Origin of the sequence: Klebsiella sp. WP8-S18-ESBL-06 (assembly GCF_014169755.1) — a bacterium.
Classification (GTDB): domain Bacteria; phylum Pseudomonadota; class Gammaproteobacteria; order Enterobacterales; family Enterobacteriaceae; genus Kluyvera; species Kluyvera ascorbata_B.
The window spans coordinates 1,149,521-1,173,243 of the sequence record NZ_AP022256.1; the positions used below are offsets into that span (position 1 = coordinate 1,149,521).

Below are 23,723 nucleotides of genomic sequence, written 5' to 3' on the forward strand. Positions count from 1 at the left end.
AGATGAATCTAACGCCCGTCAGGGCGCCAGATAAACCTGCGGAACCGCCGCGTCCGGGTGCGTATTCATGCTGATATCCGCCCCGTACCAGCGATGGATGATCGACTGCTGGATGACCTCATGCGGCGTGCCTTGCGCCACCAGCTTACCCTGATGCAGTAAGAGAATGGTATCGGCCCACAGTGCGGCAAGGTTGAGGTCGTGAAGCACAGCACAGACGTGCAGCTCGTTGCGACGGGTAAGTCTTTTTAGCAGCCGCAGCAAATGCTGTTGATAAAAGAGATCCAGCGCTGAGGTGGGCTCGTCGAGAAACAGCCAGCCCTTTGGCCCATCGCCGTGCCACAGCTGTGCCAGGCTGCGTGCCAGCTGAACGCGCTGCTGCTCGCCGCCGGAAAGCGCCGGGTAAGGGCGTCCCGCCAGATGAGTGCAGCCTGTTTCCGCCATGACGCGTTGAATGAGCGCGGGATCGTCCTGCGCCCCCCACGGTGCGCGCCCCATGGCGATGACCGTTTCAACCGGCCAGTTGGCGTTCAGCTGAGTGCGTTGCAACATCACCGCGCGACGGCGGGAGAGGGCGGCAGCGGACCATTCGCTAAGCGGCTTGCCTTCTATGCGCTGTTCGCCGCTGTCGGCGGCTAAAAAACCGGTCAGCAGCCGCAGCAGAGTCGATTTTCCTGCGCCATTAGGGCCGATCAGCGCGGTGACTTCACCGGGCCGCAGCGTGAGTGAAACGCTATCAATCACCCGCCGTTTCCCCAGGCGTAGCGACAGCGCGCGGGCAATATAGTGTTTATCCATGAGCGGATCTCTCCTGGCGGAATATCAACCATAGGAACCACGGCGCGCCAAGCAGGCTGGTGAGTAGCCCCACCGGCATTTCGGCGGGCGCGGCGACGGTGCGGGCCAGCGTATCGGCAATCAGCAGCAGGATAGCGCCCGCCAGCAGCGAGCCTGGCACCAGACCGCGGTGATCTGGCCCCAGCCACATACGCATCAGGTGCGGAACCACCAGACCGATAAATCCAATCACGCCGCTGATGGCGACCGAGGCGGCGACCAGCACGGCGCTGCACAGCAGCATCAGACGCTGCACCATGCGGACGTTAACGCCGAGGTAGTGGGCCTCTTCATCACCCAATTGCAGCAGGTTGAGGCGCGAGGCCATCCACCACACCGCGAGGGATGACGGAATAATCAGCGTCGCGGCGACCAGCAGCGTCGGCCACTCGGCCTGCCCGAGGCTGCCCATTCCCCAGAGTGAAAGCTGGCGCAGCTGCGTGTCGTTGCTGATCCACGACAGCATGCCAACCAGCGCGCCGCATAGCGCGTTGATGGCAATGCCAACCAACAGTAGCCGGGAGAGCGAACCGCCGCCGGTTTTACTGAGGATAAAAATCACCGCCATCACCGCCAGGCTGCCGATAAACGCTGCCAGCATCGGGGCATACAGCGCCACCAGCATCGGGACTGAAATCGGCAGTATCAGCCAGAAGGCAACCGCTAGCGCCGCGCCGCTGCTGATACCGAGTAACCCCGGGTCGGCTAACGGGTTGCGAAAGAGGCCCTGCATCACGCAGCCAGAGAGCGCCAGCGCGCTGCCCACTACCAGCGCCAGCAGCACCCGCGGCAGACGGATGGTGAGCCAGATATGACGCAGCACTTCATCGCCGGACGGCCACAGGCTGGTTAACGGCAGCCGCATGGCACCAAGCGTGGTAGCCAGCATCGTCAGGGCCAGCAATAGCAGTACCATGAGCCACAGCTGGCGGGAGACGGTGATGCGCATCAGGGCAGCTGCTCCGCTTTTTGCCGCAGCTGTTGCAGCGCCTGCGGCGTACGGGGGCCGAAGCCCAGCAGCGCCATGTCGTCAATCACCAGCACCTGCTGATGACGACCGGCGGGCGTTTGCGCCAGGCCCGGCAGCTTCCACAACGAGGCTTCGCCGCCCATGCCCTTCAGCCCGTCGGCGGAAATCACCACCAGATCCGGACGGCTGGCAATCACCCCCTCCTGCGACATCGTGCGATAGTGGTCAAAGCCCTGCATGGCGTTTTGCAAACCGGCGAGTTTTATCGCTCCGTCTGCGGCCGTTTGCTGGCCGGCGACCAGCGCCCCGGAACCACCGTGGCTGAGGATGAATAGCACCCGTTTGTTCAGCGCCTGAGGCGGGATTTTTGCCATCTGCTCATCGAGCGTTTTACGCAGCGCCTCGCCCTGCGGCCGTTTGTCGAGCGCGTCGGCGATAACGCTGATTTTGCGTTCCATCGCCGCGGTGTCGTAGCCGCCAGGCACGTTAACCACCTTCACCTTGCTGCCTTCTACCTTTTGCAGTACCAGCGACGGCTGCGCCTGGCTGCTTGCCAGAACTAATGTCGGGCGCTGCGAGAGAATACCTTCCGCGTTGAGCTGGCGTAGGTATCCTACGTCCGGCAGCGATTGTGCTGCCGTGGGCCAGGTGCTGGTGCTGTCGCGCGCCACCAACTGAGGCTGTGCATCCAGCGCATAGACGATTTCCGTGACGTCGCCGCCGAGGGTGATAATGCGCTCGGCGGCGTTGGCGAACAGCGGCAGGGCCGCCAGCAGAATCACTAGCCGTTTCATACGGTCTGGCCTTCCGCGGTCAGACTGTCGACCTGCGCGCGCCACTGTGCCTGTTCCGGATGACCTTCGCTGCGCTGGCCGTACAGTTGAGCAATCTGTGTGCCGTCTTTAGCAAACAGCTCCACGCTGGTGACGTGGCCGTCGACGGTCGGTTTACGTGTCACCCAGATTTCGTCAATCGTTTCTTCGCGCAGATGCAGCGTAAACGTACGGTTGAAGATGTTGATCCAGCCACGCATTGGCGTCAGCTTTTCCAGCGTGCCGGTGAAGATCTGTACGCAGCCGCGGTTGCCGACGAAGATCATAAATTCGTTGCCGTCCTGTTGAAGGGTCTCCAGCAGGCGGGGCAGTGCATCCGTATCAATACGGCAGGCGAGATCGTCACTTACCAGGCGGAAGGCCTGCTGGCGCGAGAGGTTGTATTTGCGCAGCAGCACGAAGAACTGATGAACGTCGGTCATCGCGCGCCACGCTTTTTCCAGCGCCGCGCCGTCGGCTGTGTCGGCGTAGCGGGCGCTTTCCGCAGGGCGGATAGCCAGCGGCGTTGGGGTATTCTGGGTATGCTCGGCAATCAGCGCCTGCCAGGCTGTGTGGTCCGTGGCATCGGTGGTGTAAACCTTCAGTACGGCATCACCGTGCGGATCGAAGAACTGGATGCTCTCTCGTCCCGCCTCGTTGAGGTAAAACGCGCTGGCCCATTGGCTCAGGAACAGACGCAGATCGAGCGCGCGCGGGTTCAGCACCAGGCCCGCGTGGCCGTCGAGATGCTGGTGGGTAAAGGCTCCCACCTGCTCGTGGACCGCATACTCATTACGGCAGATGCATTTTGTTTCGCCGACGCTCTCCAGCGCGGCGAGGAGCGCGCGGGCGTTATCGTGCAGGCGTACGGCGTCGTGGCCGACACGGGCTGCGGTTAGCTCGGCTTCGCTGATACCCATTTCCGCGGCGATGTCGCGGGCGTATTTGGCGGTGCCGTTGGCTTTCACGGCCTGATAGCGCTGCCACAGTTCGGCGGGTGTGTTTTGCATGGCTCTCTTCCTTATAATTTCCCCGGCCAGCGGCCGGGGTGCAGGTTTAGGGAATGTTGTTATCAGAAGTCGACGTTAACGCCCAGCTGCCAGGTGCGGCCCGGCATGACCGCCAGCGACTTATCGTTGGCATCCTGATTTGTTGACGTTTCAATATTGCGGCTGCTCAGATAGTCCCAGTATTTCCGGTCGGTCAGGTTATACACGCCGCCGTTGATACGGACGTTCTTCGCCACGCGCCAGTAGGCCGTCCAGTCGAGCATGCCGTAACCCGGTACGCGCATGTATTGGCTGGTGGAATCGGTGATTGCGCTGCCGGTATTGGTATAGGTTTCGCGGTTGGTGGCAGTCGCACGCTTACCCTTCACAAAGGTGGCGGTCAGGGCAGTACCGTAGCGTTTCGCCGGGTCATCCCACGCGACGCCAACGATGGCCTTCATTGGCGCTACGCTGTCGAGATCAACGTACTTATCGCCGTAGTAGCTGGACTTCGATTTCCCTTCGCTGTAGCCGTAGGCCAGCGTTGCGCTCAGCCCGTCGACCTGTTCAAACCAGGTGCCGAAGTTGAACTTCGTGCTGATCTCCCCGCCGTAGATATAGGCTTTATCGCGGTTTTCCGCCTGATAAATGGTGTAAATGTTTGACGGTACGTTAGTGAACTGACTCGGGTTATTCGAGCGGGTGTAGCGGGTGTAGGCAATAAAGTTTTTATAGCTGTTGTAGAACAGGGCGGTACGCAGGGTGATCCCTTCAGTGACTTCGCCCTTCATTCCCCATTCGAGGTTGTCGCTGGTCTCGGTTTTCAGATCGGTATTGCCGATCAGCGCATACTGGCCGCGGCCCGCATAGCTGGAACCGAGATTCCATGAACCGTACAACTGGCTGGTGTTCGGGAATTCCGCGCCGCGTTTGTACTGCAGGTAGGTCATCATGCGCGGCGTGATGTCGTACTGGAAGGTCAGCGACGGCAGCGCCTGGGTATCCGCATTTTTCCCGTACAGCGTGGCAACCGAGGATTCGGTCAGCACCGTGCTGTTGGTGGTCAGGCTGGAGAGATTCTCCGGCTTGGTTGACTGATGCACGACGCGAATGCCGGGGATCACCGCAAAGTTGTGACTGTCGAGATCGAAGTTGATCTGATCCTGTAAGAAACCGGCGATCGTGTAATCGCGGCTGTCCGCTTCCGGCTGCATGATCTCACTGTAGACGCTCGGGATCGGCGACTGGCTGAACGGACGCTGAGTTTTCGTGGTGCTGGCATTGAAGCCCGCGCTCAGGTCATGGCGGCCAAGGGTTTTCGCCAGCGCCGTCTGCATACCCCAGGTATCGGTGTCGTAGTTGGAGTACACCGTCTCCATCGTTCCGCTGCTGCTGTCTGGCATCCAGGTGCGGTCATGTGCCTCGGTGTGCTGGTAGTACACTTTGGTTGAGACGCTGTCGATAACGTCATTCATCGGCGTCCAGTCGTCTTTGAGGCTCAGGCCCCAGCGGCGGGTCTGGCTGGTCTGCTGCGCATCGCCGATAGTTTTGCTGCCGCTGTCGTTCCACACATCGTAATGGGTGTGATTCGTTTTATGGTAGTAGTCGAGGGTACCGGTCAGCTTGTGTTCATCGTTCGGTTGCCAGATCCCGGAAGTCATAAAGGCGTCGGAGTGCCAGTTTGCCGGATAAGCATCAACACGGGTGCTGTTGGTGGTTGTCTGCTGGCCGTCACGACGGCTGTAGACGAAAATCCCGCGCAGGGTATCGTCGCCGCCTGCGGCGGTCAGGCCGTTGTGCCAGCTGCGGTCCGAAGAGTCATACTCACTGCGGTAGCTGAAGGCGCTGGTTTTGCCGGGATGCAGGTAGTCATCTGCCGATTTTGGCTTGAAGGAGACGTTACCGCCGATGGACGTGTTGGCGGTTTCGGTGTCGGTTGCGCCGGACTGAATATCCACGCTGCCGTACATATACGGATCGATGTAGTCACGACCGATGCCAAAAGTATTCAGCCCGGCGCGGCTGACATAGCTGCGTCCGGTTGCGTTCGGTTGGGCGATACCGTCAACATCGATGCCGACGCGGTTGCTCTCCAGACCGCGGATGTTATAACCCGTGTAGCCGCCGCGGTCGAAACCGCTCTTGCCGTTACCTGAACCGCCGCTGGCGCCGGTTGCGCCGATCAGCGGTTCGTAACGCATGATAGAACCAAAATCGTTGGCCCCTTTATCCTGCAGCTCCTGCGCGCTGACCGCATGTTGGCTACCCGGTTTGAGAAGCGGCGCGGGCGCGGTAACGGTCATCTGTTCCGCGCTATCTACGGCGGCGGTTTTATCCTGTGTTTCAGCCGCGCCCGCGGACGTCTGATAGAGTGCTGCGAGCAATGAGGTCACCAGTAGGTTTTTCTTGTGCCACGCCTCTGATTGAATAGATTTGTACATAGTTGCCATGCCTTCATCGTTATTAGTATTGGCTCACGCGACGCTCCCAGCGTCGGCTTTTCCTTAAGCGTTATGACGTTGTCCTATTTTTATCAACGCGAATAGTAATGATAGGTATTATCATTTGCAATAATGTTTGCAAATAATTCTGTCTCTATGCAACAATTTATTTACACTTTAAGCTTTAATCTTTTGTGAGAACGTTATGACGCAGAAAGCCGCCATTACGATTACCTACTGCTCTCAGTGCAACTGGATGCTGCGCGCCAGCTGGATGGCGCAGGAGTTGCTGCACACCTTCAGTACCGATATCGCCGCCGTTACGCTGGTGCCGGGAACCGGCGGAATTTTTACGATTACCGTGAACGAGATGCTGGTGTGGGATCGCAAGCGGGACGAGGGCTTCCCGGATGCCGCCGAGCTTAAGCGCCGGGTACGCGACGTCTGCTTCCCGGAGAAACCGCTGGGCCACGTGGACAAGCACGACGGATAAAGCGGCTGCCAACGCATCACTAAATGTGTATTATTAATGCATCTTTAATGGTGAGGAACGGACTATGCCAGGCAATCGCATTCGTCGTGAAAAACAGACCATCAGCAGCATGATTACGCTGTATCAGCGCCGCTGCCCGCAGGCGCTGGATGACGCCGGGCACTATCAGGCGCTCAACGATTATGCCGATAAGCGGCTGGATAAGTGCGTGTTCGGCGAGGAGAAACCGGCTTGTAAACAGTGTCCGGTGCACTGCTATCAGCCGGCCAAGCGTGAAGAGATGAAGCAGATTATGCGCTGGGCCGGGCCGCGCATGCTCTGGCGCCATCCGATCCTCACGATTCTTCATCTGCTTGATGACCGGCGTCCGGTGCCCGAACTGCCGGAGAAATACCGGCCGAAAAAATAGCCCTCACAGGGTGCGGCAGTGACGGCGATACTCCGTCGGCGATCGCGCCGTGTGCTTGCGAAAAATCCGGCAGAAATAGTTGCTGTCCTCAAAGCCGCAGTGGTGGGCAATCTCTTTAATTTTCAGTTCATACCCGCGCAGTAATTTCTTCGCCAGCTCCAGACGTACGGCGGTGAGGTATTCATTAAAACCAACGGTGCTGGATTTCTGGAACAGGTGCGACAGGTAGTTTGGCGTAATGTGGAACTTCCGCGCGACGGTTTCACGGCTGAGTGCTTCGGCGGCGTGTTCGTCGATGTACTCCTGAATCGCCAGAAACAGCTCTTTGCTTTTACTGACCGTATCGGCCAGATGCGTAAGCTGATCGATACAGTGGCTCAGCAGCCCGCTGAGGACAATCTGTGCCGTTGGCACCACCGGCCGAATGGCCAGCTCGTTTAACGCCAGTAGCAGGTACGACCCCACTCGCGGGCCTAGCCTGGCGACGTGCTGTTTGCGAATCTCAACGAATTTTTTGCCGTCGAAGCGTTGCAGGCTAAAGCCCAGCTTCTGCTTACTGAACAGAACGCTCAGCGTGGTGGCAGGGCCGTGCCACCGCGGGGCATTCCAGCGATTGCCTGGTATATACAGTGCCTGCATCGGGCCAAGCGGTTCCTGTAGGCAGCCGTCTACCAGTTCACCGTCCAATACGATCTCCAGCCGCGGGAATGATACGCTCATGGCCAGCTCCGGTGCGGGCTGCAACGTTTGCGGAAAACGCACGACCAGTTCACCCTGGCGGGCAAGCAACTGCTCCAGCACGGGGACGAGGGATTGCTCTGACATGCTCATGTCCTGGTTATTATTCTGGATTTTGAATCTCATCACACTTTATTTTGCTGTACACAAAAATCCAGCGTTGTGTAGCTATCTCATACAGAATGCCGACCGCTCGTGCAGTAACTTTTCATACATGTTGTGAAATAGTTAACAAAAGAGAGGCGATATGGACAAGCAAGCGGCATTCTGGCTGGATGCACTGGGCGCCAACGGCGAACTGTCGGCCACGATGAAACATGAGCTGGATACCCAGGGCTATACGATTGTGCACGGCGTGGCGGATGCCGACTGGCTACATGCGATGCGCGAGCGTATTGACTATCTGGTGGAGCTGGAAGGCGAGAACCTGGCGGTGGAACACCATCAGGAAGAGACGGCGACGCGCGTGGCGAATCTGATTAACAAGGGCGTGGTTTGGGAAAAGGTCTGGTCGCATCCGCTGATTCTGTCAGCGTGTCGCTATATCTTTGACGGAGGATTTAAAGTGTCCAGCCTCAACGCCCGTGAGGCGCTGTATAACGGCGGTCATCAGCCGCTGCATGCCGACTGGAAAAAACCGCGTCCCGACTTCCCGAAGGTGCATCTGGTGAATACTATCTGGGCGATTGATGACCTGTACGCCGCCAACGGCGCGCCGCGTATCATCCCCGCTACGCACCTGCGCCCGGAGCTGCCGGAAGATGTATTGAAAGACGTAGGAGCACCGCATCCGGATGAGGTGATTTTTGCTGCGCCAGCGGGCAGCGTGATGATTTACAACGCCCACGCGTGGCACGGTGGCACCACGAACCGCGAAGGCTCGCGCCGCCGCGTGCTGCACGGGCTGTATATCGACCGGGCGGATACCGCGCAGCAGGATCAGCGCCGCTGGTTAACGCCGGAAACGGCGAGCCGGTTAACCCCGGCGCAGAAGTGGCTGTTGGATGTGGAATAACGCCATGCATTAGCGTTTTTTATAGGCCCGATAAGCGTAGCGCCATCGGGCAATTTGTTGTGCCGTGCCGGATGGCGGCGTAAACGCCGTATCCGGCCTCCAGGTTTTGTGCAGGACTAGCCCCCCATCACCACCCGATACCCCGCCTGTTCCACCCTCGCCCGAATTGGCGCAATCTCGTAGGCCTGCGGCGCTTTTATCCCCGCCATTGCCCACTCACGCGCCAGCAGGGAATACTTCGGCTCGCCGTACTGATGGAACGGCAGAAGATGCACTTCCTCAACCGGTAGCGGTGCCAGAAACGCCAGAATCTGTGCGACGTTATCGGTGCTGAGGGTGTAACCGGGGATCAGCGGCAGCCGTGGAATCACCTTAATACCTTCCGCGACCAGCAGGCGAAAGTTCTCCAGCACCCGCGGCTGGTTCATGCTCAGCACCTGGCGCGCCTGCGCGCAGTCCATGATTTTGAGATCAAACAGCACTTCATCGCAGGCCTGTGCCAGCGGCAGCAGGCGGCGAGGGGAGGTATCGCCCGCAGTTTCAATGGCGGTGCGAATACCCCACTGTTTGAGGCGCTGCAAAAAGCGGGTGGCGAACTCGGCCTGCAGCAGCACTTCGCCGCCGGAGAGCGTTACGCCGCCGCCGGACGCGCGGAAGAACACCTCATCTTTGAGCACTTCCCGTTCGAGAGACTCCAGCGTCACGTCGCGGCCAATATGCTCCCACGCGCCTGACGGACATTCGTCGGCATCCTGCAAACAGGTGGCGCAGTGCAGACACTTGCTTTCCCGGCGGACGGTCTCAATTTTTGGCGACATCGACTCCGGGTTGGCGCACCACGGGCAGGTATGTGGGCAGCCTTTGAAGAACACCACGGTGCGGATGCCCTGACCATCGTTTAACGAATAGCGCTGGATATTGAAAATGCGCGCCGTGTCGGCGCGCGTCCCAATCACCTCACAGCTGATGCGCGGTGCGGCGGATAATGTCATCCTGAATCTCCTTCGACAGCTCAACAAAGAAGGCGCTGTAGCCCGCGACGCGCACCACCAGACCGGCGAAATCCTGCGGTCGTTGCTGGGCTTCGCGCAGGGTCTCGGCGTTTACCACGTTGAACTGAATATGCTGGAGCTTGAGCTTGGTAAAGGCGTGCAGGAAATCCGCCAGCTTGTTGAGCCCGCTTTCCCCTTCCAGCGTCGCCGGGGTGAACTTAACGTTCAGCAGCGTACCGTTTGAAAGCAGATAGTTATCCAGCTTGCTCACCGACTTCAGCACCGCCGTGGGTCCCTGACCGTCCTGGCCGACCATTGGTGACAGCCCGCCGTCCGCCAACTGTTCGCCGGCCAGACGACCATCTGGCGTCGCGCCGACGACCGAACCAAGCGGCACGTGCGCGGAAACGGTATAAGATCCAGGGGTAAACTGACCGCCGCGCGGGTTACTGTATTTTTCGACCTCTTTACAGTAAAAACGCAGCAAATCGGCGCTGATGTTATCAACATCATCGATGTCGTTACCGTACTTCTCAAAGCGGTTAATCAGCCGCGCGCGGACTTTTTCCCCCTCCGGCGTGGCGAAGTTGGCCTTCAGCACCGTCAGCAGTTCATCGAAGCTCATGCGCTGCTGATCGAACACCATGCCTTTCAACGCATGCAGCGAGTCGCTCAGATTGGCGATACCGATGCCCTGCACGCCGGAGAAGTTATAGCGCGCGCCGCCGTCGGTAATGTCTTTGCCGTTGGCGATACAGTCTTCAACAAACGAAGAGAGCAGCGGCACCGGCGCCCAGTCGCGGTGGCCGATATCGCAAATATTGCTCCCTTCCACCATCAGCTTGATGTAGTGGCGAATTTTATCGCGAATGCTGGCCAGCAGGCCGTCGTAGGTAAGGTGCTCATCGCCTTCGTGCTCCAGCATAACGATCTCCATGACCTTCAGCAGGTTGAACATCGCGATGTCGTGCAAACCGTAGGTGCGACCAGGAATCGATAGCTCGACGCAGCCCACCACCGCGTAGTCGCGGGCATCTTCCAGCGACACGCCACGGTTGAGGAACGCGGGCACCACGACCTCATCGTTGAAGATTTGCGGAATGCCGGTGCCGAGGCGCACGGTTTCGGCGGTTTTGCGCAGGAACGGGCGGTCAATCAGTTCGTTGACCCGCACGCCGAGGTTCGGCTGCGGCAGACGCACGTTCTGGTAGGCATCCAGGCAGGTAAAGGAGAGGATATTCACCGCGCTGCGGCCGTTTTCGGTCAGGCCGCCGAGCAGGGCGGTGTAGCCGGTCGGGAAACCGGCGAAATAGCGGGCACTGCTGGTGGATCGCAGCAGCACGATGTCGTTGCATTTCACCCACAATGACTCCAGCAGCTCCTGCATGAACGCCGGGTCCTCGCCGTGGTTCAGCGATGCCTGCCAGAACGGCAGCATGTACTGGTCAAAGCGGCCGAGCGAGATGGAGCTGGCGTTCGACTCATACTGCAAAATGATGTTCATGTACCAGAACAGCTGGCAGGCCTGCCAGAAGTTTTCCGGCTTCTTCCCGGCGTTATGGCGCGAGACGCTAGCAATGGTCTCCAGTTCCTGACGACGATGCGGGTCAGGGCAACGGCTCGCCATCTCATCGGCCAGCGCGGCGTAGCGCAGGATGTGGCGCTGGGAGGCTTCCAGCAGAATCAGCACCGCCTGGTAAAAGGCGTTATCCGGCTGTTCGCGCAGATGGGCGTGCATCTCATTAACCAGCGCGTCCAGGCCGTTATTCAGCAGGCGCGGATAGTCGATGATGATATGGCCCTGGCCTTTGTCGGTCTGGTTGACGCTGAATATCTGCGTGCTGACGGCAGCTTTCACTTCGTCGGTCATCTGCGCGTTGATGAAGTCCTTCATCGAGCGCTTTTCCCAGTACGGGAACAGCTCGTCGCGGTACAGGCGCTTGTCGTCGTCGCTGATATTAAAACGGTCCTGCGGGCGGGTTGGGAACTGGTCCAGCTCTTTTAGCAGCCAGTACGGGTCCATCTCCGGCGACATAATCCCGGCGCGCGGTTTGATGGTGCGGTTGCCGGCAATCAGTTCATCGTCGCGAATGCTGATGGCGACGTTATCGAGAATATGAGCGGTGGCTTTGGCGCGGCGAATGATGACCGGCTCGCCGTCGGTCTGACGGTGACTTTCAGTGTAGAGGACGGCGCGCTCAAGGGAGATTTCGCGCGGGTTGGCAAAGAGGGCGTCTTTCAGGCGCTGGATACGATTAGTCATTTTGCGGGCTCCTCGGGAGATTAACCTGACATTCCTTATGGCTTCTACGTTAGGCAAATACGGGGCGGGGAGACAGAAGAGAATGAGGTGATTTACTGGATTATTGTGATCGAAAGGGAAAAATGAGATCTCAATTTTGTCTGGGTGGTAAACCAGATTGCCGGATGGCGGCTTCGCCTTATCCGGCCTACAGATCCGTGCCGTTATTGGGTTTGTAGGCCTGATAAGCGCAGCGCCATCAGGCGCGACTAATGCAGCGAAGCAACCCAATTCATCGCCAGCTCCGGCCATGCGGCGGCGGGCAGGCCTTTGGTTCCGCGAATGCCAAACCCGTGTTTACCTTCGGCAAACAGATGCAACTCCGTCGGCACGTTATGCGCGCGCAGGGCGTTGAACATCACCAGCGAATTTTCGACCGGTACTGACGGGTCATCCACCGCGTGCATCAGGAAGGTTGGCGGTGTTTGAGCGGTGATATTCAGCTCAGGAGAGTAGCGCTTAATCTGCTCGGCGGATGGCGTGTCGCCAATTAATGCGGTGCGTGAACCGGGGTGAGCAATGGCTTTATCCATCGAAATAACCGGGTAGCCGAGCACCACAAAATCAGGACGTGCGCTCTGTTTATCGACATCGTCGAGCGGCGAGTAAACCGCTTCGTCGTAGCGCGTCTCAAGGCTTGCCGCCACGTGCCCGCCCGCAGAGAAGCCCATCACGCCGATTTTTTGCGGGTTAATATGCCACTTTGTGGCATTAGCGCGCACGGTGCGCAGCGCTCGCTGGGCGTCAGCCAGTGGCGCATTGGCCCCTTCGGCATGACCGTCGGCGGGCATGCGGTAGGTCATCACAAACAGCGTGTAGCCTTTGGCGTTAAACGGCGCGGCTAAATCGCTGCCTTCTTTATCCAGCACCACCCGCTGATAGGAGCCCCCCGGCGTCACCAGCAGCGCCACGCCGTTCGGATGTGCCGGAGCGTAGACGGTGATTTGTGGCGCGCGGATGCCGGTCACGGCGCGATCCGGCAGTTTGGGATCTTTGCTACGTTCCACCAGCGCGTAGGTTACCGGGCTGTTTTTAGCCCCCGGCGCTTCGCCATTGGGCCAGACGGAAAGGACAGGCAGGGCAGCAAAAGCCGCCTGCGCGGAAAATGCCAGAACAAGAGCAGCGGACAGAGGTAAGCGCATCGTAAACGTCTCCACGGGGAAAACGCTTATTTATCATCCATTAAATTGTGAGAACGGGAATGTATTCACAAAATGGTGTTTCATAAATAGAGAAACGAGACGGTGTGAGGTGGGTGTTATTCCCGGCGTCGCGTTGCTCGGCCAGGCTACGAAACGAGTGTAGCCCGGCCGAGCGCAGCGACGCCGGGGAAAACTTACGCGCGTGTGGCGATAAGGATTGCAGAAGCCTTGATCAGCGCAATAGCGCGGCTGCCTTTCGCCAGCTTCATCTCGCTCTGACTTTCGTTGGTGATGACCGCAACAATCTCAAAGCCTGCGTCGGTTTTGATATGCACGGTCGCGTTTACCGCGCCTTCGGTGACCTGGGTCACTTCACCGGCAAACTGGTTGCGGGCAGAGAACTTCAGACCGCAGTCTTCGGTTGCCAGCGTTACCCACGGGGCTTTAATCAGGGCAATGGCTTCCTTCCCATTGACCAGGCCCAGCGCTTCTTTGCTGCTGTGGGTGACGATAGCCACCAGCTTTGCGCCGCCCGGCAGGGTCAGTTCGATTTCGTCGTTGACCGCGCCGGTTGAGACTGCGCTGATGGTGCCTGTTAATTGGTTACGTGCTGAAACTGCCATACGATACTGCCTCCATTCACTCGTTATCGAATCAGAGGTCAGTATAGCCACAGTTTTTACATTAACGAATCTTTATCAATACCCAGACGTTTCATTCTTGAGAGCAATGTGGTGCGCTTAAGCCCCAAACGCTGCGCCGCGCCTTTCGCCCCGGCGACCACGCCGTTCGTCTCTTTCAGCACCCGAACGATCAGCTGATATTCGTCTTCGCCTTCTTTCGGCGCTTCGGCGGCCGGAACGGGCTCCGCGTTATCTGAGGCAAACGCCAGCTCCGGCATGGACAGCTGCAGCACGCTGCCGCGCGTCAGCAGCACCGCGCGTTCAATCACGTTTTCCAGCTCGCGCACGTTGCCTGGCCATTCCATCTGGCTAAGGATGCGCAGCGTTTCCGCCGGAATACTGTCGATATTGCGGCCCAGCCGACGGGCGATTTTGAAGGTAAACGCCTTCACCAGTAGCGGAATGTCTTCCGGGCGTTCGCGCAGCGGTGGCAGGTGGATCGGGAACACATTAAGACGATAGTAAAGATCGCTACGGAACTCGCGATCGAGCACCATTTGCTTGAGATCGCGGTTGGTGGCGGCGATCAGGCGTACGTCGGTCTGGATCAGCTTATTGCTGCCCAGGCGTTCAAACTCCTGTTCTTGTAGTACGCGCAGCAGCTTAGGCTGTAGCTCCAGCGGCATATCGCCCACTTCGTCGAGGAACAGCGAGCTTTTATCCGCCAGCTCAAAGCGGCCGATTCGCTGGGTGCTGGCGCCGATAAACGCGCCGCGCTCGTGGCCAAACAGGTCGCTTTCCAGCAGGCCGGCTGGCATCGCGGCACAGTTCATTTTCACCATTCGGCGGGTGTTGCGGCCGCTGAGATTATGGATGGCGCGGGCGATCAGCTCTTTCCCTGTGCCGGTTTCCCCGAGGATCAGCACCGTGCTGTCGCTTGGGGCAACCATCTCAACCTGCTTAAGCACGTTGAACATCGCTTCGCTGCGGCCGATGATTTCGCCAAATTCGCCGTCGACGTTGTTCAGCTGTTCGGTCAACGCCAGGTTTTCATCCACCAGGCGCTCTTTCAGACGGTGGATTTCCTGATAGGCGAGGGCGTTATCAACGGCGATGGAGACGCGCTCCGCTATCTGCTTGAGCAGCTTCAGGTTGGCGGCACAAAAGACCTTTTCGTCGCACTGGGCAAGCTTAAGCACGCCGAGCATTTTGTCGCCCGACATCAGCGGCAGCAGGCACAGCGTCTGGATTTTGTCGTCCCACATTTCAAACAGATGGCGCTCGTACGGCGCCAGCTTATCGCGCTCGTCGAGGTTGAGCTTGAGCATCTCCTTGCTCTTAAATACCTGCTCCGTCAGCGTGCCGGATTCGTTAACTTCGCTTTGATCGTGCACCGGATCGTTAACGTCGATGTAGTGCGTCGAATAGATATTCAGTTTGCCTTTGCGGTTGCCGCGCAGCACCACGCTAATGGCGTCAATATTGAAGTAGTAGTGGATCTCTTTGGCGACCGCGCTGACTAACTCATCCATATCCAGACGCGATAGCACGGCGTTGGTGATAGCCACCAGAATACGGAAGTTATCGCGCTCGCGGCACAGCAGATCGTAATCAACGTTGTTGGTGACCCGGCTTTGGATCTGCTCGGTGACCACGGCGACGATCTGCGTAAAGGTATGCAGACGCTGGTACTCTTTTTCCGTCCACGGGCTATCGTCTTTACGGATAAACTCGCAGCCGCCGAAAATGCGCCCTTCCGCCGCCAGCGGCAGCAGGCAGTAGTGACCGAAAGGCGAATACAGCTCGCTGGCGGCCAGCTGTGGCCAGGCTTCGTTGAACTCGCTGTAGCTGCAGTGCAGCGCGTCGGGGCGCGAGAGCAGACGTCTGACCGGGCCGTTGGCCAGGATATTATCGTCCTCGTAGGCCAGCGGTTGGCCCGCGCCGCGCGAGGTATGATAGCCCGCACGCAGGTTGCCCGGCTGGAGCAGGATAATTGCTGCGCTGTCGGCCAGCGCCGCCTGTTTAGCCAGATGCGCCAGCGTTTCGCTTAGCGCAGCCAGATCCGGCTGTTGAAGAAGAGTCCGGGTAATATCGAACAGCCCTTGCTGCCCGAGATCGCCCATCGGTGTATACGACATGTAACTTGCCCATAAATGCACCGCGTTGGGTGCGATAAATAATAATAAAATGCTGACCTTGAGCGGCCGGTTAACAAATTCGCGGCAGCGGTTCGGCGTGGGGGAGATCCAGCGTGCGCTTCACGCCGTAGAGCCCGGCCACGCGAACGCCTCGACGTTCGGTCACTTCGCCGATGATGGCGGCATCCGCGCCCAGTGGGTGCGCGCGCAGTGCGGCGAGTACCGTATCGGCGGCCTCCCGGCTGACGCCGATAACCAGTTTACCTTCATTAGCAAAGTTAAGCGCGTCCAGCCCCAATAATTCGCACACGCCGCGTACGGCATCTTTTAACGGCAGGTATTGTTCCTGGATTTCAACGCCGTAGCCGCAGGTCGCGGCAAACTCGTGGGCGACCGCATTGACCCCGCCGCGAGTGGCATCACGCAGCGCTTTGACGCCGTCGATGGGCCGCAGGCTTTGAATCAGCGGCGTTAATACCGCGCAGTCGCTTTGCAGTTCACCGTCGAGGCCGAGCTGTTCACGCAGGTTGAGAATGGTCGCACCGTGATCGCCTAGCGTACCGCTGACGATGAGCACGTCACCTGGCGTCAGCGTTGCCGCGCCCCAGTGGATATCCGCCGGAATGGCGCCCATTCCGGCGGTGTTGATAAAAAGCTTGTCCGCCGCGCCGCGACCGACCACTTTGGTGTCGCCGGTGACGATGGCGATTTCCGCCGCCTGGGCGGTCGCCGCCATGCTGTTGACCACGGCCTCCAGCGTCTCCATCGCTAGCCCTTCCTCAATAATAAAACCGCAGGAAAGATAGCGCGGTACCGCACCGCTGACCGCCACGTCGTTCGCCGTGCCGCAGACCGCCAGCTTGCCGATATTGCCTCCGGGGAAGAACAGGGGGTCTATCACGTAGCTGTCGGTAGAAAAGGCCAGACGGTCACCGTGGGCGGTCAGAGAAGCCAGCGACAGACGCGCCTGGTCCTCCTGCTCCGCCAGCCAGGGGTTGGCGAACGCCTTCATAAACAGACTGTCGATCAGCTGCTGCATCGCCAGGCCGCCGCTGCCGTGGGCTAACTGGATTGTCTTCATGCTTCGGACTCCTGACTGCGATATTGATACCAGGCGGCACACGCCCCTTCGGATGACACCATCAGCGCGCCGAACGCGCTCTGTGGGTTACAGGTGGCACCGAACAGCGGGCATTGATGCGGCTTACAGCGGCCGGTCAATACGTCGCCACAGCGGGCGCGCGGGTCGTCGCAGACGCGCTGCGGCTGTGGCTTAAAGTGGGCTTCGGCGTCGAAGCGCTGATAGTCGGGCGTCAGCTGCACGCCAGAGTCGTTAATTAACCCCAGGCCGCGCCATTCGCTGTCGCCTTTCACGGCAAACACGGCAGCAATGGCCTCTTGCGCAAGCCGATTACCGTCGTCCGGCACCACGCGGCGATACTGATTTTCCACGCAAGGCGCTTCGGCAATCTTCTGCTCCACCAGCATGTTCACCCCCTGGAGCAGATCGACCGGTTCAAACCCGGCGACCACCAGCGGGCGATGGTAGTCGCTGGCGATAAAACCGTAGGCGTGAGTGCCTATCACCATGCTGACGTGGCCCGGTGCGAGAAAAGCATCGATGCCGTTGTCCGGCTGATCGAGCAGGCTGCGCAGGGTTGGAATCAGCGTAATGTGCTGACAGAAAAAGAAGAAGTTACCCACGTTCTGCGCTTTGGCCTGCTGGAGGGTAATTGCCGTTGTCGGCATGGTGGTTTCAAAACCGAGGCCGAAAAACACCACTTTACGATCCGGATTGTGCTGCGCCAGTTTGAGGGCGTCCATTGGCGAATACACGATGCGGATATCCGCGCCGCGTGATTTCGCCTGCATCAGCGAGCCGTTTTTCCCCGGCACGCGCATGGCATCGCCGAAGGTACAGAAAATGACGTCGGGGTGGCTGGCAATCTCGATGCAGGCGTCAATTCGCCCCATAGGCAGCACGCATACCGGGCAGCCCGGTCCGTGAATAAATTCGATATTCTCTGGCAGGAGTTGGTCGAGACCGAATTTAAAAATCGCGTGCGTGTGGCCGCCGCACACTTCCATAATACGCAGTGGGCGTTCGGCGGTGTAGGCCAGACGCTGTGCCCGGTTTTTCAGGTGGGCGATGAGCTGCATCACCTGTTCCGGCGCACGGTACTCATCAACAAAGCGCATTACCGTTCCTCGCCAAAGAGCAGGGCGCCGACGTCCGGCTCGACTTCAAACATGTTTTCCAGCGCCGCGAGGGTATCGCGAGCCTCGTCTTCGTTAATAATGCTCATAGCAAAGCCTACGTGCACCAGTACCCACTGACCGATACGCGGCTGGCCGTGTTCATCGGTTGCGCCGACCAGCGTCAGGTCGACATCACGCTTGATACCACAAACGTCAACCTTCGCCTGCACGCCGTCAATGGCGGCAATTTGTCCCGGAATGCCTATGCACATCGCTGCGCCTCCAGCCAGTTTAACCAGGTCTCCATGCCTTCACCGCTGGTAGCGGAGAGCAGGATGATTTCAATATTCGGGTTCACTTCACGCGCGCAGGCGAGGCACTTCTCAACGTCGAAATTGAGGTACGGCAGCAGGTCAACTTTGTTGAGCAGCATGACCGACGCGGCGGCAAACATATGCGGGTACTTGAGGGGCTTGTCTTCACCTTCGGTGACCGACAGCACGGCGACTTTGTGGCGTTCGCCTAAATCAAAGCTCGCCGGGCAAACCAGGTTGCCGACGTTTTCGATAAACAGAATCCCGTTGCTCTCGAGCGGCAGGCGCGGGGCGGCATCGGCAATCATCTGCGCATCAAGGTGACAGCCTTTACCGGTGTTGACCTGAATGGCCGGCGTACCGGTTGCGCGAATGCGCGCGGCATCGTTAACCGTTTGCTGGTCGCCTTCGATAACGGCGCAGGAGACGCGGTCTTTCAGGCGCATTAGGGTTTCGGTGAGCAGGGTGGTTTTACCGGATCCCGGGCTGGAAACCAGATTCAGCACCAGCTGTTCGCGGGCGGCAAAACGCGCGCGGTTACGTGCGGCAATCTGATTGTTTTTATCCAGCACGTCAATTTCCACTTCCAGCATCCGGCGCTGGCTCATGCCCGGCGCGTGGGTGCCCGCCTCGCCGTGGCCATAGTGCAGGTCGCCGTTGTCCGCGGCCTGCGGCTGAAATTCTTGTGTTCTGACGCCGGTAATCGACAGAGCCGGACGGCCTGCCGGTGCGAAGGGGGCGCTGCGGAACAGCGAATGCGGGTTACGTTCATCGCCCTCTATATAGAGGTTGCCTTCAGCACAACCACAGGTGCTACACATACATTACTCCTGATCAATTTCAATTCGCTGAATCTGTAAACCGTCGTCGGCGACGATACGCAGGTTGTCGCTGTTGCACTGTGGGCAGCGGCGGACGTGTACCGACACGAGCTGGACATACTGCTGGCAGGCTTCACACCAGCATTCTGCCTCCTGCTCTTCGACGTGGAGTGTACAGCCTTCAGCCAGCGTGCCGCGGCACACCAGATCAAAACAAAAGGTCATCGCGCTGGTCTCTACGCAAGAAAACGCCCCGACCTTGATCCAAACGCCAGTCACGCGCTTAGCGCCGTTCTGTCTCGCCTGCTGTTCGACAATTTCCAGCGCGCGCTGGCAGAGCGTGATTTCGTGCATATCGCCTCTCGTTTTTGATGACTCGCAGATGTAATGCAATAACGATGCCAGAGATGGAATGGCGTCGTAAAAGACTGTCGATGACGATGTCATGCTGACGAAATGACATGTCGTCTACGGCATGTCATTTATATAAATATAATAAAAATCAATTGGTTAAAAACATGGCATGAAATCTGCTTAGGAGGCTTGTTTCTATTAACCGGGTAACCGACATGACTATTTGGGAAATTAGCGAGAAGGCCGATTACATCGCCGATCGTCACCGCCGCCATCAGGATCAATGGCGTGTGTACTGTAACGCTCTGGTTCAAGGGATCACGTTGTCAAAAGCGCGTCTGCATCATGCAATGAACTGCGCACCGGATAAAGAGCTGAGCTTCGTGCTGTTCGAGCATTTCATCGTCTCCGTTACGCTGGCTGACAACTTTAACAGCCACACCGTTGAGTACTACGTGGAAACGCGAGATGGCCTGAATAAAGAATGCGTTGCGCGCGCTGAGCTGAGCGACAGCGGCTTTATCGACGGTACGGTCAACATCCGCGATCGCGAGCAGGTGCTGGAACACTATCTGGACAAAATCTCGCCGGTATACGACACCCTGTATGCCGCGCTGGAGAGCGACAGCCCGGTGAGTTTCGACAAACTGGCGCAGGACTCTCATCGGGCATCCATCGCCTGAATATTTGGTGTGTCGACGGGTGTCGAAATGACACCTGCTCTGCATGATTTCGTCAAAAATGACTGTCACCTGAGGAAGACCTGGTGAATCGTTTTGTAATTGCTGACTCTACCGTTTGTATTGGTTGCCGCACCTGTGAAGCGGCCTGTGCGGAAACGCACCGCCAGCACGGCCTGCAATCCATGCCGCGGCTCAGAGTCATGCTCAATGAAAAAGAATCCGCGCCGCAGATGTGTCACCACTGCGAAGACGCGCCGTGCGCTGGCGTTTGTCCGGTGAATGCTATTACCCGCGTAGACGGAGCCGTTCAGCTGAATGAAAGCCTCTGCGTGAGCTGCAAACTGTGTGGTATTGCCTGCCCGTTTGGCGCCATTGAATTTTCCGGCAGCCGTCCGCTGGATATCCCGGCCAACGCCAATACGCCAAAAGCGCTACCGGCTCCGCCGGCGCCGGCTCGCGTCAGTACGTTACTGGACTGGGTGCCGGGCGTTCGCGCCATCGCGGTGAAGTGCGATCTGTGCCAGTTCGATGAACAGGGCCCGGCCTGCGTACGCACCTGCCCAACGAAAGCGCTGCATCTGGTCAATAACATGGACATCGCCCGCGCCAGCAAACGCAAGCGTGAGCTGACCTTCCACACTGATTTGGGCGATCTTTCGCTGTTTCAGGCGCAACAAGGAGAGGTGAAATGAGCGTGATGACCTTAATTAATAGCGCGGTGGCGTGGTTTGCTTTTGCCGCGGTATTCGCCTTTTTACTGTCGCTGAAAAAATCGCTGAGCGGTGTGATTGCCGGTATCGGTGGCGCACTGGGTAGCCTGTGCGCGCTGCTGGCTGGCGTGCAGGTGCTGGTTCGTGGCTTCCCGGCGATGGGCAGCCTACGGCTGGTGCACTACAGCGTACTGGTCACCCCGCTGAATGCGGTCTGGCTGATAGCGCTGGGCCTGTGTGGTCTGTTTGTCAGCCTGTACAACATTGACTGGCATCGTCATCCGAAGGTGCGTAATAACGGCCTGCTGATTAACGTCCTGCTGGCCGCCGCCGTGTGCGCGATTGTCGCCAGCAGCGTAGGCTCACTGGTGGTGATGGCCGAAATTATGGCGCTGTGCGGCGCATTTCTTACCGGCTGTGCTTCATCCGGCAAGCTGTGGTTCGCGCTAGGTCGACTGGGCACGATTCTGCTGGCGATTGCCTGCCTGCTGCTGTGGCAGCGCTACGGCACGCTGGACCTGCTGTTGCTGAATGAACGCGCGCAGCAGCTGCCCATTGGCTCCGACATCTGGCTGCTGTGCGTTATCGGCTTTGGCCTGCTGGCCGGGATTATCCCGCTGCACGGCTGGGTGCCACAGGCGCATGCCAACGCCAGCGCACCGGCCGCCGCGCTGTTCTCTACCGTGGTGATGAAAGTGGGACTGCTCGGCATTCTCACCGTGTCTTTGCTGGGTAACGCACAGCCGTTGTGGTGGGGGATAGCCCTGCTGGTGCTGGGGATGATCACCGCCTTCGTGGGCGGCCTGTACGCGTTAATGGAACACAATATCCAGCGTCTGCTGGCGTACCACACGCTGGAAAATATCGGCATTATTCTGCTCGGTTTAGGTGTGGGCATCACCGGCCTGGCGCTGCAACAGCCGGTGATGGTGGCGCTGGGGCTGGTCGGTGGCCTGTACCATCTGCTCAATCACAGTCTGTTTAAAACCACGCTGTTCCTCGGCGCGGGTGCGGTCTGGTTCCGTACCGGCCACCGCGATATCGAAAAACTGGGCGGCATCGGCAAGCGTATGCCGATGATTTCGCTGGCGATGCTGGTAGGGCTGATGGCGATGGCCGCGCTGCCGCCGCTGAACGGTTTTGCCGGTGAGTGGGTTATCTATCAGTCGTTCTTCAAACTGAGCACCAGCGGCGCGTTTATCGGCCGTCTGCTTGGCCCGCTGCTGGCGGTTGGCCTGGCGATCACCGGTGCGCTGGCGGTGATGTGTATGGCGAAAGTCTACGGCGTCACCTTCCTGGGCGCGCCGCGGACGCAAGAAGCGGAAAACGCCTGCTGCGCGCCGCTGCTGATGTCGGCGAGCACCGTCGCGATGGCGCTGCTGTGTATCGTCGGCGGTGTTGCTGCACCGTGGCTGTTGCCCATGCTGAGTACCGCCGTGCCGCTGCCGATGGCAACCGCACATACCGTGGTCTCCCAGCCGATGATTACCCTGCTGCTGATTGCTTGCCCACTGCTGCCGTTCATTATTCTGGCGCTGCTTAAAGGCAACCGTCTGCCGAGCCGTTCGCGCGGCGCGGCGTGGGTGTGCGGCTACGACCATGAAAAATCAATGGTCATTACCGCACACGGCTTCGCGATGCCGGTGAAACAGGCGTTTGCACCGGTGCTGAAGCTGCGTCAATGGCTGAATCCGGTGTCGTGGGTTCCGGGCTGGCAGAACGCGGCGGCGCCGCTGCTGCTGCAACGTCTGGCGCTGGTTGAACTGGCGGTGCTGGTCGTGATTGTCATCTCTCGAGGAGCCTGAACATGACGTTCCTATTTGCTGTACTGCAGGCGCTGGTGCTATTCGCCGTCGCGCCGCTGCTTTCCGGTATCACCCGCGTGCTGCGCGCACGGTTGCATAACCGTCGCGGCCCGGGCGTGATGCAGGAGTATCGCGACATCATCAAACTGCTGGGCCGTCAGAGCGTTGGCCCGGATGCCTCCGGCTGGGTGTTCCGCCTGACGCCGTTTGTGATGGTCGGCGTGATGCTGACGATCGCGACCGCGCTGCCGGTGGTGACGGTAGCTTCCCCGATGCCGGGTCTGGGCGACCTTATCACCCTTATTTACCTGTTCGCCGTGGCGCGTTTCTTCTTCGCCATTGCCGGTCTGGACACCGGTAGCCCGTTCACCGCCATCGGCGCCAGCCGTGAAGCGATGCTCGGCGTGCTGGTGGAACCTATCCTGCTGCTCGGACTGTGGGTCGCCGCGCTGGTTGCGGGCTCTACTCATATCAGCAATATCACCAACACCCTGTACCACTGGCCGGTCAGCCGCAGCATTCCGCTGGTGCTGGCCTTCTGCGCCTGCGCCTTCGCCACCTTTATCGAAATGGGCAAACTGCCGTTCGATCTCGCGGAAGCAGAGCAAGAGTTGCAGGAAGGCCCGCTGTCCGAGTACAGCGGTAGCGGCTTTGGCGTGCTGAAGTGGGGCATCAGCCTCAAACAGCTGGTGGTGCTGCAGATGTTTGTTGGCGTCTTCATCCCGTGGGGACAGATGACCAGCTTTAGCGTCGGCGGCCTGGTTCTTGCGGTGATTGCCGCCATAGTCAAGCTGGTGGTCGGGGTGCTGATTATTGCCCTGTTCGAAAACAGCATGGCGCGTCTGCGTCTGGATATCACCGGCCGCATTACCTGGACCGGGTTCGGTTTAGCCTTTTTAGCCTTCGTCTCCTTGCTGGTGGCGTGATAAGAGAGTT

23 protein-coding genes are annotated in these 23,723 nt (G+C 59.0%); 7 read left to right on the top strand and 16 right to left on the bottom strand.

Annotated features, from left to right (window positions below):
- Nucleotides 1–18: 18 nt before the first annotated feature.
- The 5 genes from H7R76_RS05525 to H7R76_RS05545 all read right to left on the bottom strand — a co-directional run bounded on the left by H7R76_RS05525 (nucleotide 19) and on the right by H7R76_RS05545 (nucleotide 6,049).
- The gene (locus H7R76_RS05525) at nucleotides 19–798 is read right to left on the bottom strand and encodes a heme ABC transporter ATP-binding protein (RefSeq protein ID WP_182967178.1); all 780 of its coding nucleotides are present in this window, start codon (nucleotides 796–798) and stop codon (nucleotides 19–21) included.
- On the bottom strand, nucleotides 791–1,786 hold the full coding sequence (locus H7R76_RS05530; protein WP_182930124.1) for a FecCD family ABC transporter permease: 996 nt from the start codon (nucleotides 1,784–1,786) through the stop codon (nucleotides 791–793). Before H7R76_RS05530 ends, H7R76_RS05525 begins: the two co-directional genes overlap by 8 nt.
- On the bottom strand, nucleotides 1,786–2,601 hold the full coding sequence (locus H7R76_RS05535) for a heme/hemin ABC transporter substrate-binding protein (protein WP_182967180.1): 816 nt from the start codon (nucleotides 2,599–2,601) through the stop codon (nucleotides 1,786–1,788). Before H7R76_RS05535 ends, H7R76_RS05530 begins: the two co-directional genes overlap by 1 nt.
- The gene (locus tag H7R76_RS05540) at nucleotides 2,598–3,629 is read right to left on the bottom strand and encodes a hemin-degrading factor (RefSeq protein ID WP_106928224.1); all 1,032 of its coding nucleotides are present in this window, start codon (nucleotides 3,627–3,629) and stop codon (nucleotides 2,598–2,600) included. The genes H7R76_RS05535 and H7R76_RS05540 overlap by 4 nt, the downstream gene beginning before the upstream one ends.
- A 62-nt stretch (nucleotides 3,630–3,691) precedes the next feature.
- The gene (locus H7R76_RS05545; protein ID WP_182967182.1) at nucleotides 3,692–6,049 is read right to left on the bottom strand and encodes a TonB-dependent receptor domain-containing protein; all 2,358 of its coding nucleotides are present in this window, start codon (nucleotides 6,047–6,049) and stop codon (nucleotides 3,692–3,694) included.
- A 205-nt stretch (nucleotides 6,050–6,254) separates the two neighbouring features.
- On the opposite strand from H7R76_RS05545, the gene H7R76_RS05550 reads away from it, so the two are divergent.
- Both H7R76_RS05550 and H7R76_RS05555 read left to right on the top strand, forming a co-directional pair.
- Nucleotides 6,255–6,542 carry an Rdx family protein gene (locus H7R76_RS05550; RefSeq protein WP_106928228.1) on the top strand — a complete coding sequence of 96 codons (288 nt, stop codon included), beginning with the start codon at nucleotides 6,255–6,257 and terminating at the stop codon, nucleotides 6,540–6,542.
- A gap of 64 nt (nucleotides 6,543–6,606) precedes the next feature.
- Nucleotides 6,607–6,951 carry a nitrous oxide-stimulated promoter family protein gene (locus H7R76_RS05555; RefSeq protein WP_106928230.1) on the top strand — a complete coding sequence of 115 codons (345 nt, stop codon included), beginning with the start codon at nucleotides 6,607–6,609 and terminating at the stop codon, nucleotides 6,949–6,951.
- A 3-nt stretch (nucleotides 6,952–6,954) separates the two neighbouring features.
- Here H7R76_RS05555 and H7R76_RS05560 read toward each other — a convergent pair whose 3' ends face one another.
- Nucleotides 6,955–7,776, bottom strand: a complete 822-nt coding sequence (locus tag H7R76_RS05560) for a helix-turn-helix transcriptional regulator (RefSeq protein ID WP_106928232.1) — start codon at nucleotides 7,774–7,776, stop codon at nucleotides 6,955–6,957.
- 160 nt (nucleotides 7,777–7,936) lie between these two features.
- On the opposite strand from H7R76_RS05560, the gene H7R76_RS05565 reads away from it, so the two are divergent.
- Entirely contained in the window at nucleotides 7,937–8,704 is a 768-nt protein-coding gene (locus H7R76_RS05565; protein WP_106928234.1) for a phytanoyl-CoA dioxygenase family protein, read from the top strand.
- Nucleotides 8,705–8,820: 116 nt separating this feature from the next.
- Here the strand turns inward: H7R76_RS05565 and H7R76_RS05570 are convergent, their stop codons facing one another.
- The 10 genes from H7R76_RS05570 to hypA all read right to left on the bottom strand — a co-directional run bounded on the left by H7R76_RS05570 (nucleotide 8,821) and on the right by hypA (nucleotide 19,589).
- Entirely contained in the window at nucleotides 8,821–9,696 is an 876-nt protein-coding gene (locus H7R76_RS05570; RefSeq protein WP_182967184.1) for a [formate-C-acetyltransferase]-activating enzyme, read from the bottom strand.
- On the bottom strand, nucleotides 9,662–11,959 hold the full coding sequence (locus H7R76_RS05575; protein WP_182967186.1) for a formate C-acetyltransferase: 2,298 nt from the start codon (nucleotides 11,957–11,959) through the stop codon (nucleotides 9,662–9,664). Before H7R76_RS05575 ends, H7R76_RS05570 begins: the two co-directional genes overlap by 35 nt.
- A 248-nt stretch (nucleotides 11,960–12,207) precedes the next feature.
- Entirely contained in the window at nucleotides 12,208–13,140 is a 933-nt protein-coding gene (locus tag H7R76_RS05580) for an alpha/beta hydrolase (RefSeq protein ID WP_182930129.1), read from the bottom strand.
- Nucleotides 13,141–13,334: 194 nt separating this feature from the next.
- Complete coding sequence (locus H7R76_RS05585) at nucleotides 13,335–13,763, bottom strand: TOBE domain-containing protein (RefSeq protein WP_106928242.1); 429 nt, start codon at nucleotides 13,761–13,763, stop codon at nucleotides 13,335–13,337.
- Between the two features lie 56 nt (nucleotides 13,764–13,819).
- Complete coding sequence (gene flhA, locus H7R76_RS05590) at nucleotides 13,820–15,901, bottom strand: formate hydrogenlyase transcriptional activator FlhA (RefSeq protein ID WP_182967188.1); 2,082 nt, start codon at nucleotides 15,899–15,901, stop codon at nucleotides 13,820–13,822.
- Between the two features lie 70 nt (nucleotides 15,902–15,971).
- A complete protein-coding gene (gene hypE / locus H7R76_RS05595; RefSeq protein ID WP_106928246.1) occupies nucleotides 15,972–16,982 on the bottom strand; it encodes a hydrogenase expression/formation protein HypE in 1,011 nt (336 codons plus the stop codon).
- Nucleotides 16,979–18,100: a hydrogenase formation protein HypD gene (hypD, locus tag H7R76_RS05600; protein ID WP_182930132.1), complete on the bottom strand. Its 1,122-nt coding sequence runs from the start codon at nucleotides 18,098–18,100 to the stop codon at nucleotides 16,979–16,981. Before hypD ends, hypE begins: the two co-directional genes overlap by 4 nt.
- Nucleotides 18,100–18,372, bottom strand: a complete 273-nt coding sequence (locus tag H7R76_RS05605) for a HypC/HybG/HupF family hydrogenase formation chaperone (RefSeq protein WP_106928251.1) — start codon at nucleotides 18,370–18,372, stop codon at nucleotides 18,100–18,102. The genes hypD and H7R76_RS05605 overlap by 1 nt, the downstream gene beginning before the upstream one ends.
- Nucleotides 18,363–19,235, bottom strand: a complete 873-nt coding sequence (gene hypB, locus H7R76_RS05610; RefSeq protein WP_106928253.1) for a hydrogenase nickel incorporation protein HypB — start codon at nucleotides 19,233–19,235, stop codon at nucleotides 18,363–18,365. Before hypB ends, H7R76_RS05605 begins: the two co-directional genes overlap by 10 nt.
- 3 nt (nucleotides 19,236–19,238) lie before the next feature.
- Nucleotides 19,239–19,589, bottom strand: coding sequence for a hydrogenase maturation nickel metallochaperone HypA (gene hypA, locus H7R76_RS05615; RefSeq protein ID WP_106928255.1), 351 nt, complete (start codon nucleotides 19,587–19,589; stop codon nucleotides 19,239–19,241).
- A gap of 215 nt (nucleotides 19,590–19,804) precedes the next feature.
- Here hypA and hycA point away from each other — a divergent pair, with 215 nt between their 5' ends.
- From hycA to H7R76_RS05635, 4 genes are all read left to right on the top strand, one after another.
- Nucleotides 19,805–20,272: a formate hydrogenlyase regulator HycA gene (gene hycA / locus H7R76_RS05620; protein WP_182967190.1), complete on the top strand. Its 468-nt coding sequence runs from the start codon at nucleotides 19,805–19,807 to the stop codon at nucleotides 20,270–20,272.
- 83 nt (nucleotides 20,273–20,355) lie between these two features.
- Nucleotides 20,356–20,964 (top strand): 4Fe-4S dicluster domain-containing protein, encoded by a 609-nt coding sequence (locus H7R76_RS05625; protein ID WP_106928259.1) that lies wholly within the window; start codon nucleotides 20,356–20,358, stop codon nucleotides 20,962–20,964.
- Nucleotides 20,961–22,787 (top strand): formate hydrogenlyase subunit 3, encoded by a 1,827-nt coding sequence (gene hycC, locus H7R76_RS05630; RefSeq protein WP_182967192.1) that lies wholly within the window; start codon nucleotides 20,961–20,963, stop codon nucleotides 22,785–22,787. The genes H7R76_RS05625 and hycC overlap by 4 nt, the downstream gene beginning before the upstream one ends.
- 2 nt (nucleotides 22,788–22,789) lie before the next feature.
- Nucleotides 22,790–23,713: a respiratory chain complex I subunit 1 family protein gene (locus tag H7R76_RS05635; RefSeq protein ID WP_106928263.1), complete on the top strand. Its 924-nt coding sequence runs from the start codon at nucleotides 22,790–22,792 to the stop codon at nucleotides 23,711–23,713.
- Nucleotides 23,714–23,723: the final 10 nt, after the last annotated feature.

Coding starts and splice junctions, on each gene's coding strand:
- H7R76_RS05545 (WP_182967182.1), bottom strand. CDS start 6,049: ATGTACAAATCTATTCAATCAGAGGCGTGGCACAAGAAAAACCTACTG.
- hypD (WP_182930132.1), bottom strand. CDS start 18,100: ATGCGCTTTGTTGATGAGTACCGTGCGCCGGAACAGGTGATGCAGCTC.
- hycC (WP_182967192.1), top strand. CDS start 20,961: ATGAGCGTGATGACCTTAATTAATAGCGCGGTGGCGTGGTTTGCTTTT.
- H7R76_RS05555 (WP_106928230.1), top strand. CDS start 6,607: ATGCCAGGCAATCGCATTCGTCGTGAAAAACAGACCATCAGCAGCATG.
- H7R76_RS05530 (WP_182930124.1), bottom strand. CDS start 1,786: ATGCGCATCACCGTCTCCCGCCAGCTGTGGCTCATGGTACTGCTATTG.
- H7R76_RS05550 (WP_106928228.1), top strand. CDS start 6,255: ATGACGCAGAAAGCCGCCATTACGATTACCTACTGCTCTCAGTGCAAC.
- hypB (WP_106928253.1), bottom strand. CDS start 19,235: ATGTGTAGCACCTGTGGTTGTGCTGAAGGCAACCTCTATATAGAGGGC.
- hycA (WP_182967190.1), top strand. CDS start 19,805: ATGACTATTTGGGAAATTAGCGAGAAGGCCGATTACATCGCCGATCGT.
- H7R76_RS05535 (WP_182967180.1), bottom strand. CDS start 2,601: ATGAAACGGCTAGTGATTCTGCTGGCGGCCCTGCCGCTGTTCGCCAAC.
- H7R76_RS05605 (WP_106928251.1), bottom strand. CDS start 18,372: ATGTGCATAGGCATTCCGGGACAAATTGCCGCCATTGACGGCGTGCAG.
- H7R76_RS05565 (WP_106928234.1), top strand. CDS start 7,937: ATGGACAAGCAAGCGGCATTCTGGCTGGATGCACTGGGCGCCAACGGC.
- H7R76_RS05635 (WP_106928263.1), top strand. CDS start 22,790: ATGACGTTCCTATTTGCTGTACTGCAGGCGCTGGTGCTATTCGCCGTC.
- hypA (WP_106928255.1), bottom strand. CDS start 19,589: ATGCACGAAATCACGCTCTGCCAGCGCGCGCTGGAAATTGTCGAACAG.
- H7R76_RS05575 (WP_182967186.1), bottom strand. CDS start 11,959: ATGACTAATCGTATCCAGCGCCTGAAAGACGCCCTCTTTGCCAACCCG.
- H7R76_RS05570 (WP_182967184.1), bottom strand. CDS start 9,696: ATGACATTATCCGCCGCACCGCGCATCAGCTGTGAGGTGATTGGGACG.
- H7R76_RS05580 (WP_182930129.1), bottom strand. CDS start 13,140: ATGCGCTTACCTCTGTCCGCTGCTCTTGTTCTGGCATTTTCCGCGCAG.
- H7R76_RS05540 (WP_106928224.1), bottom strand. CDS start 3,629: ATGCAAAACACACCCGCCGAACTGTGGCAGCGCTATCAGGCCGTGAAA.
- flhA (WP_182967188.1), bottom strand. CDS start 15,901: ATGTCGTATACACCGATGGGCGATCTCGGGCAGCAAGGGCTGTTCGAT.
- H7R76_RS05560 (WP_106928232.1), bottom strand. CDS start 7,776: ATGTCAGAGCAATCCCTCGTCCCCGTGCTGGAGCAGTTGCTTGCCCGC.
- hypE (WP_106928246.1), bottom strand. CDS start 16,982: ATGAAGACAATCCAGTTAGCCCACGGCAGCGGCGGCCTGGCGATGCAG.
- H7R76_RS05525 (WP_182967178.1), bottom strand. CDS start 798: ATGGATAAACACTATATTGCCCGCGCGCTGTCGCTACGCCTGGGGAAA.
- H7R76_RS05585 (WP_106928242.1), bottom strand. CDS start 13,763: ATGGCAGTTTCAGCACGTAACCAATTAACAGGCACCATCAGCGCAGTC.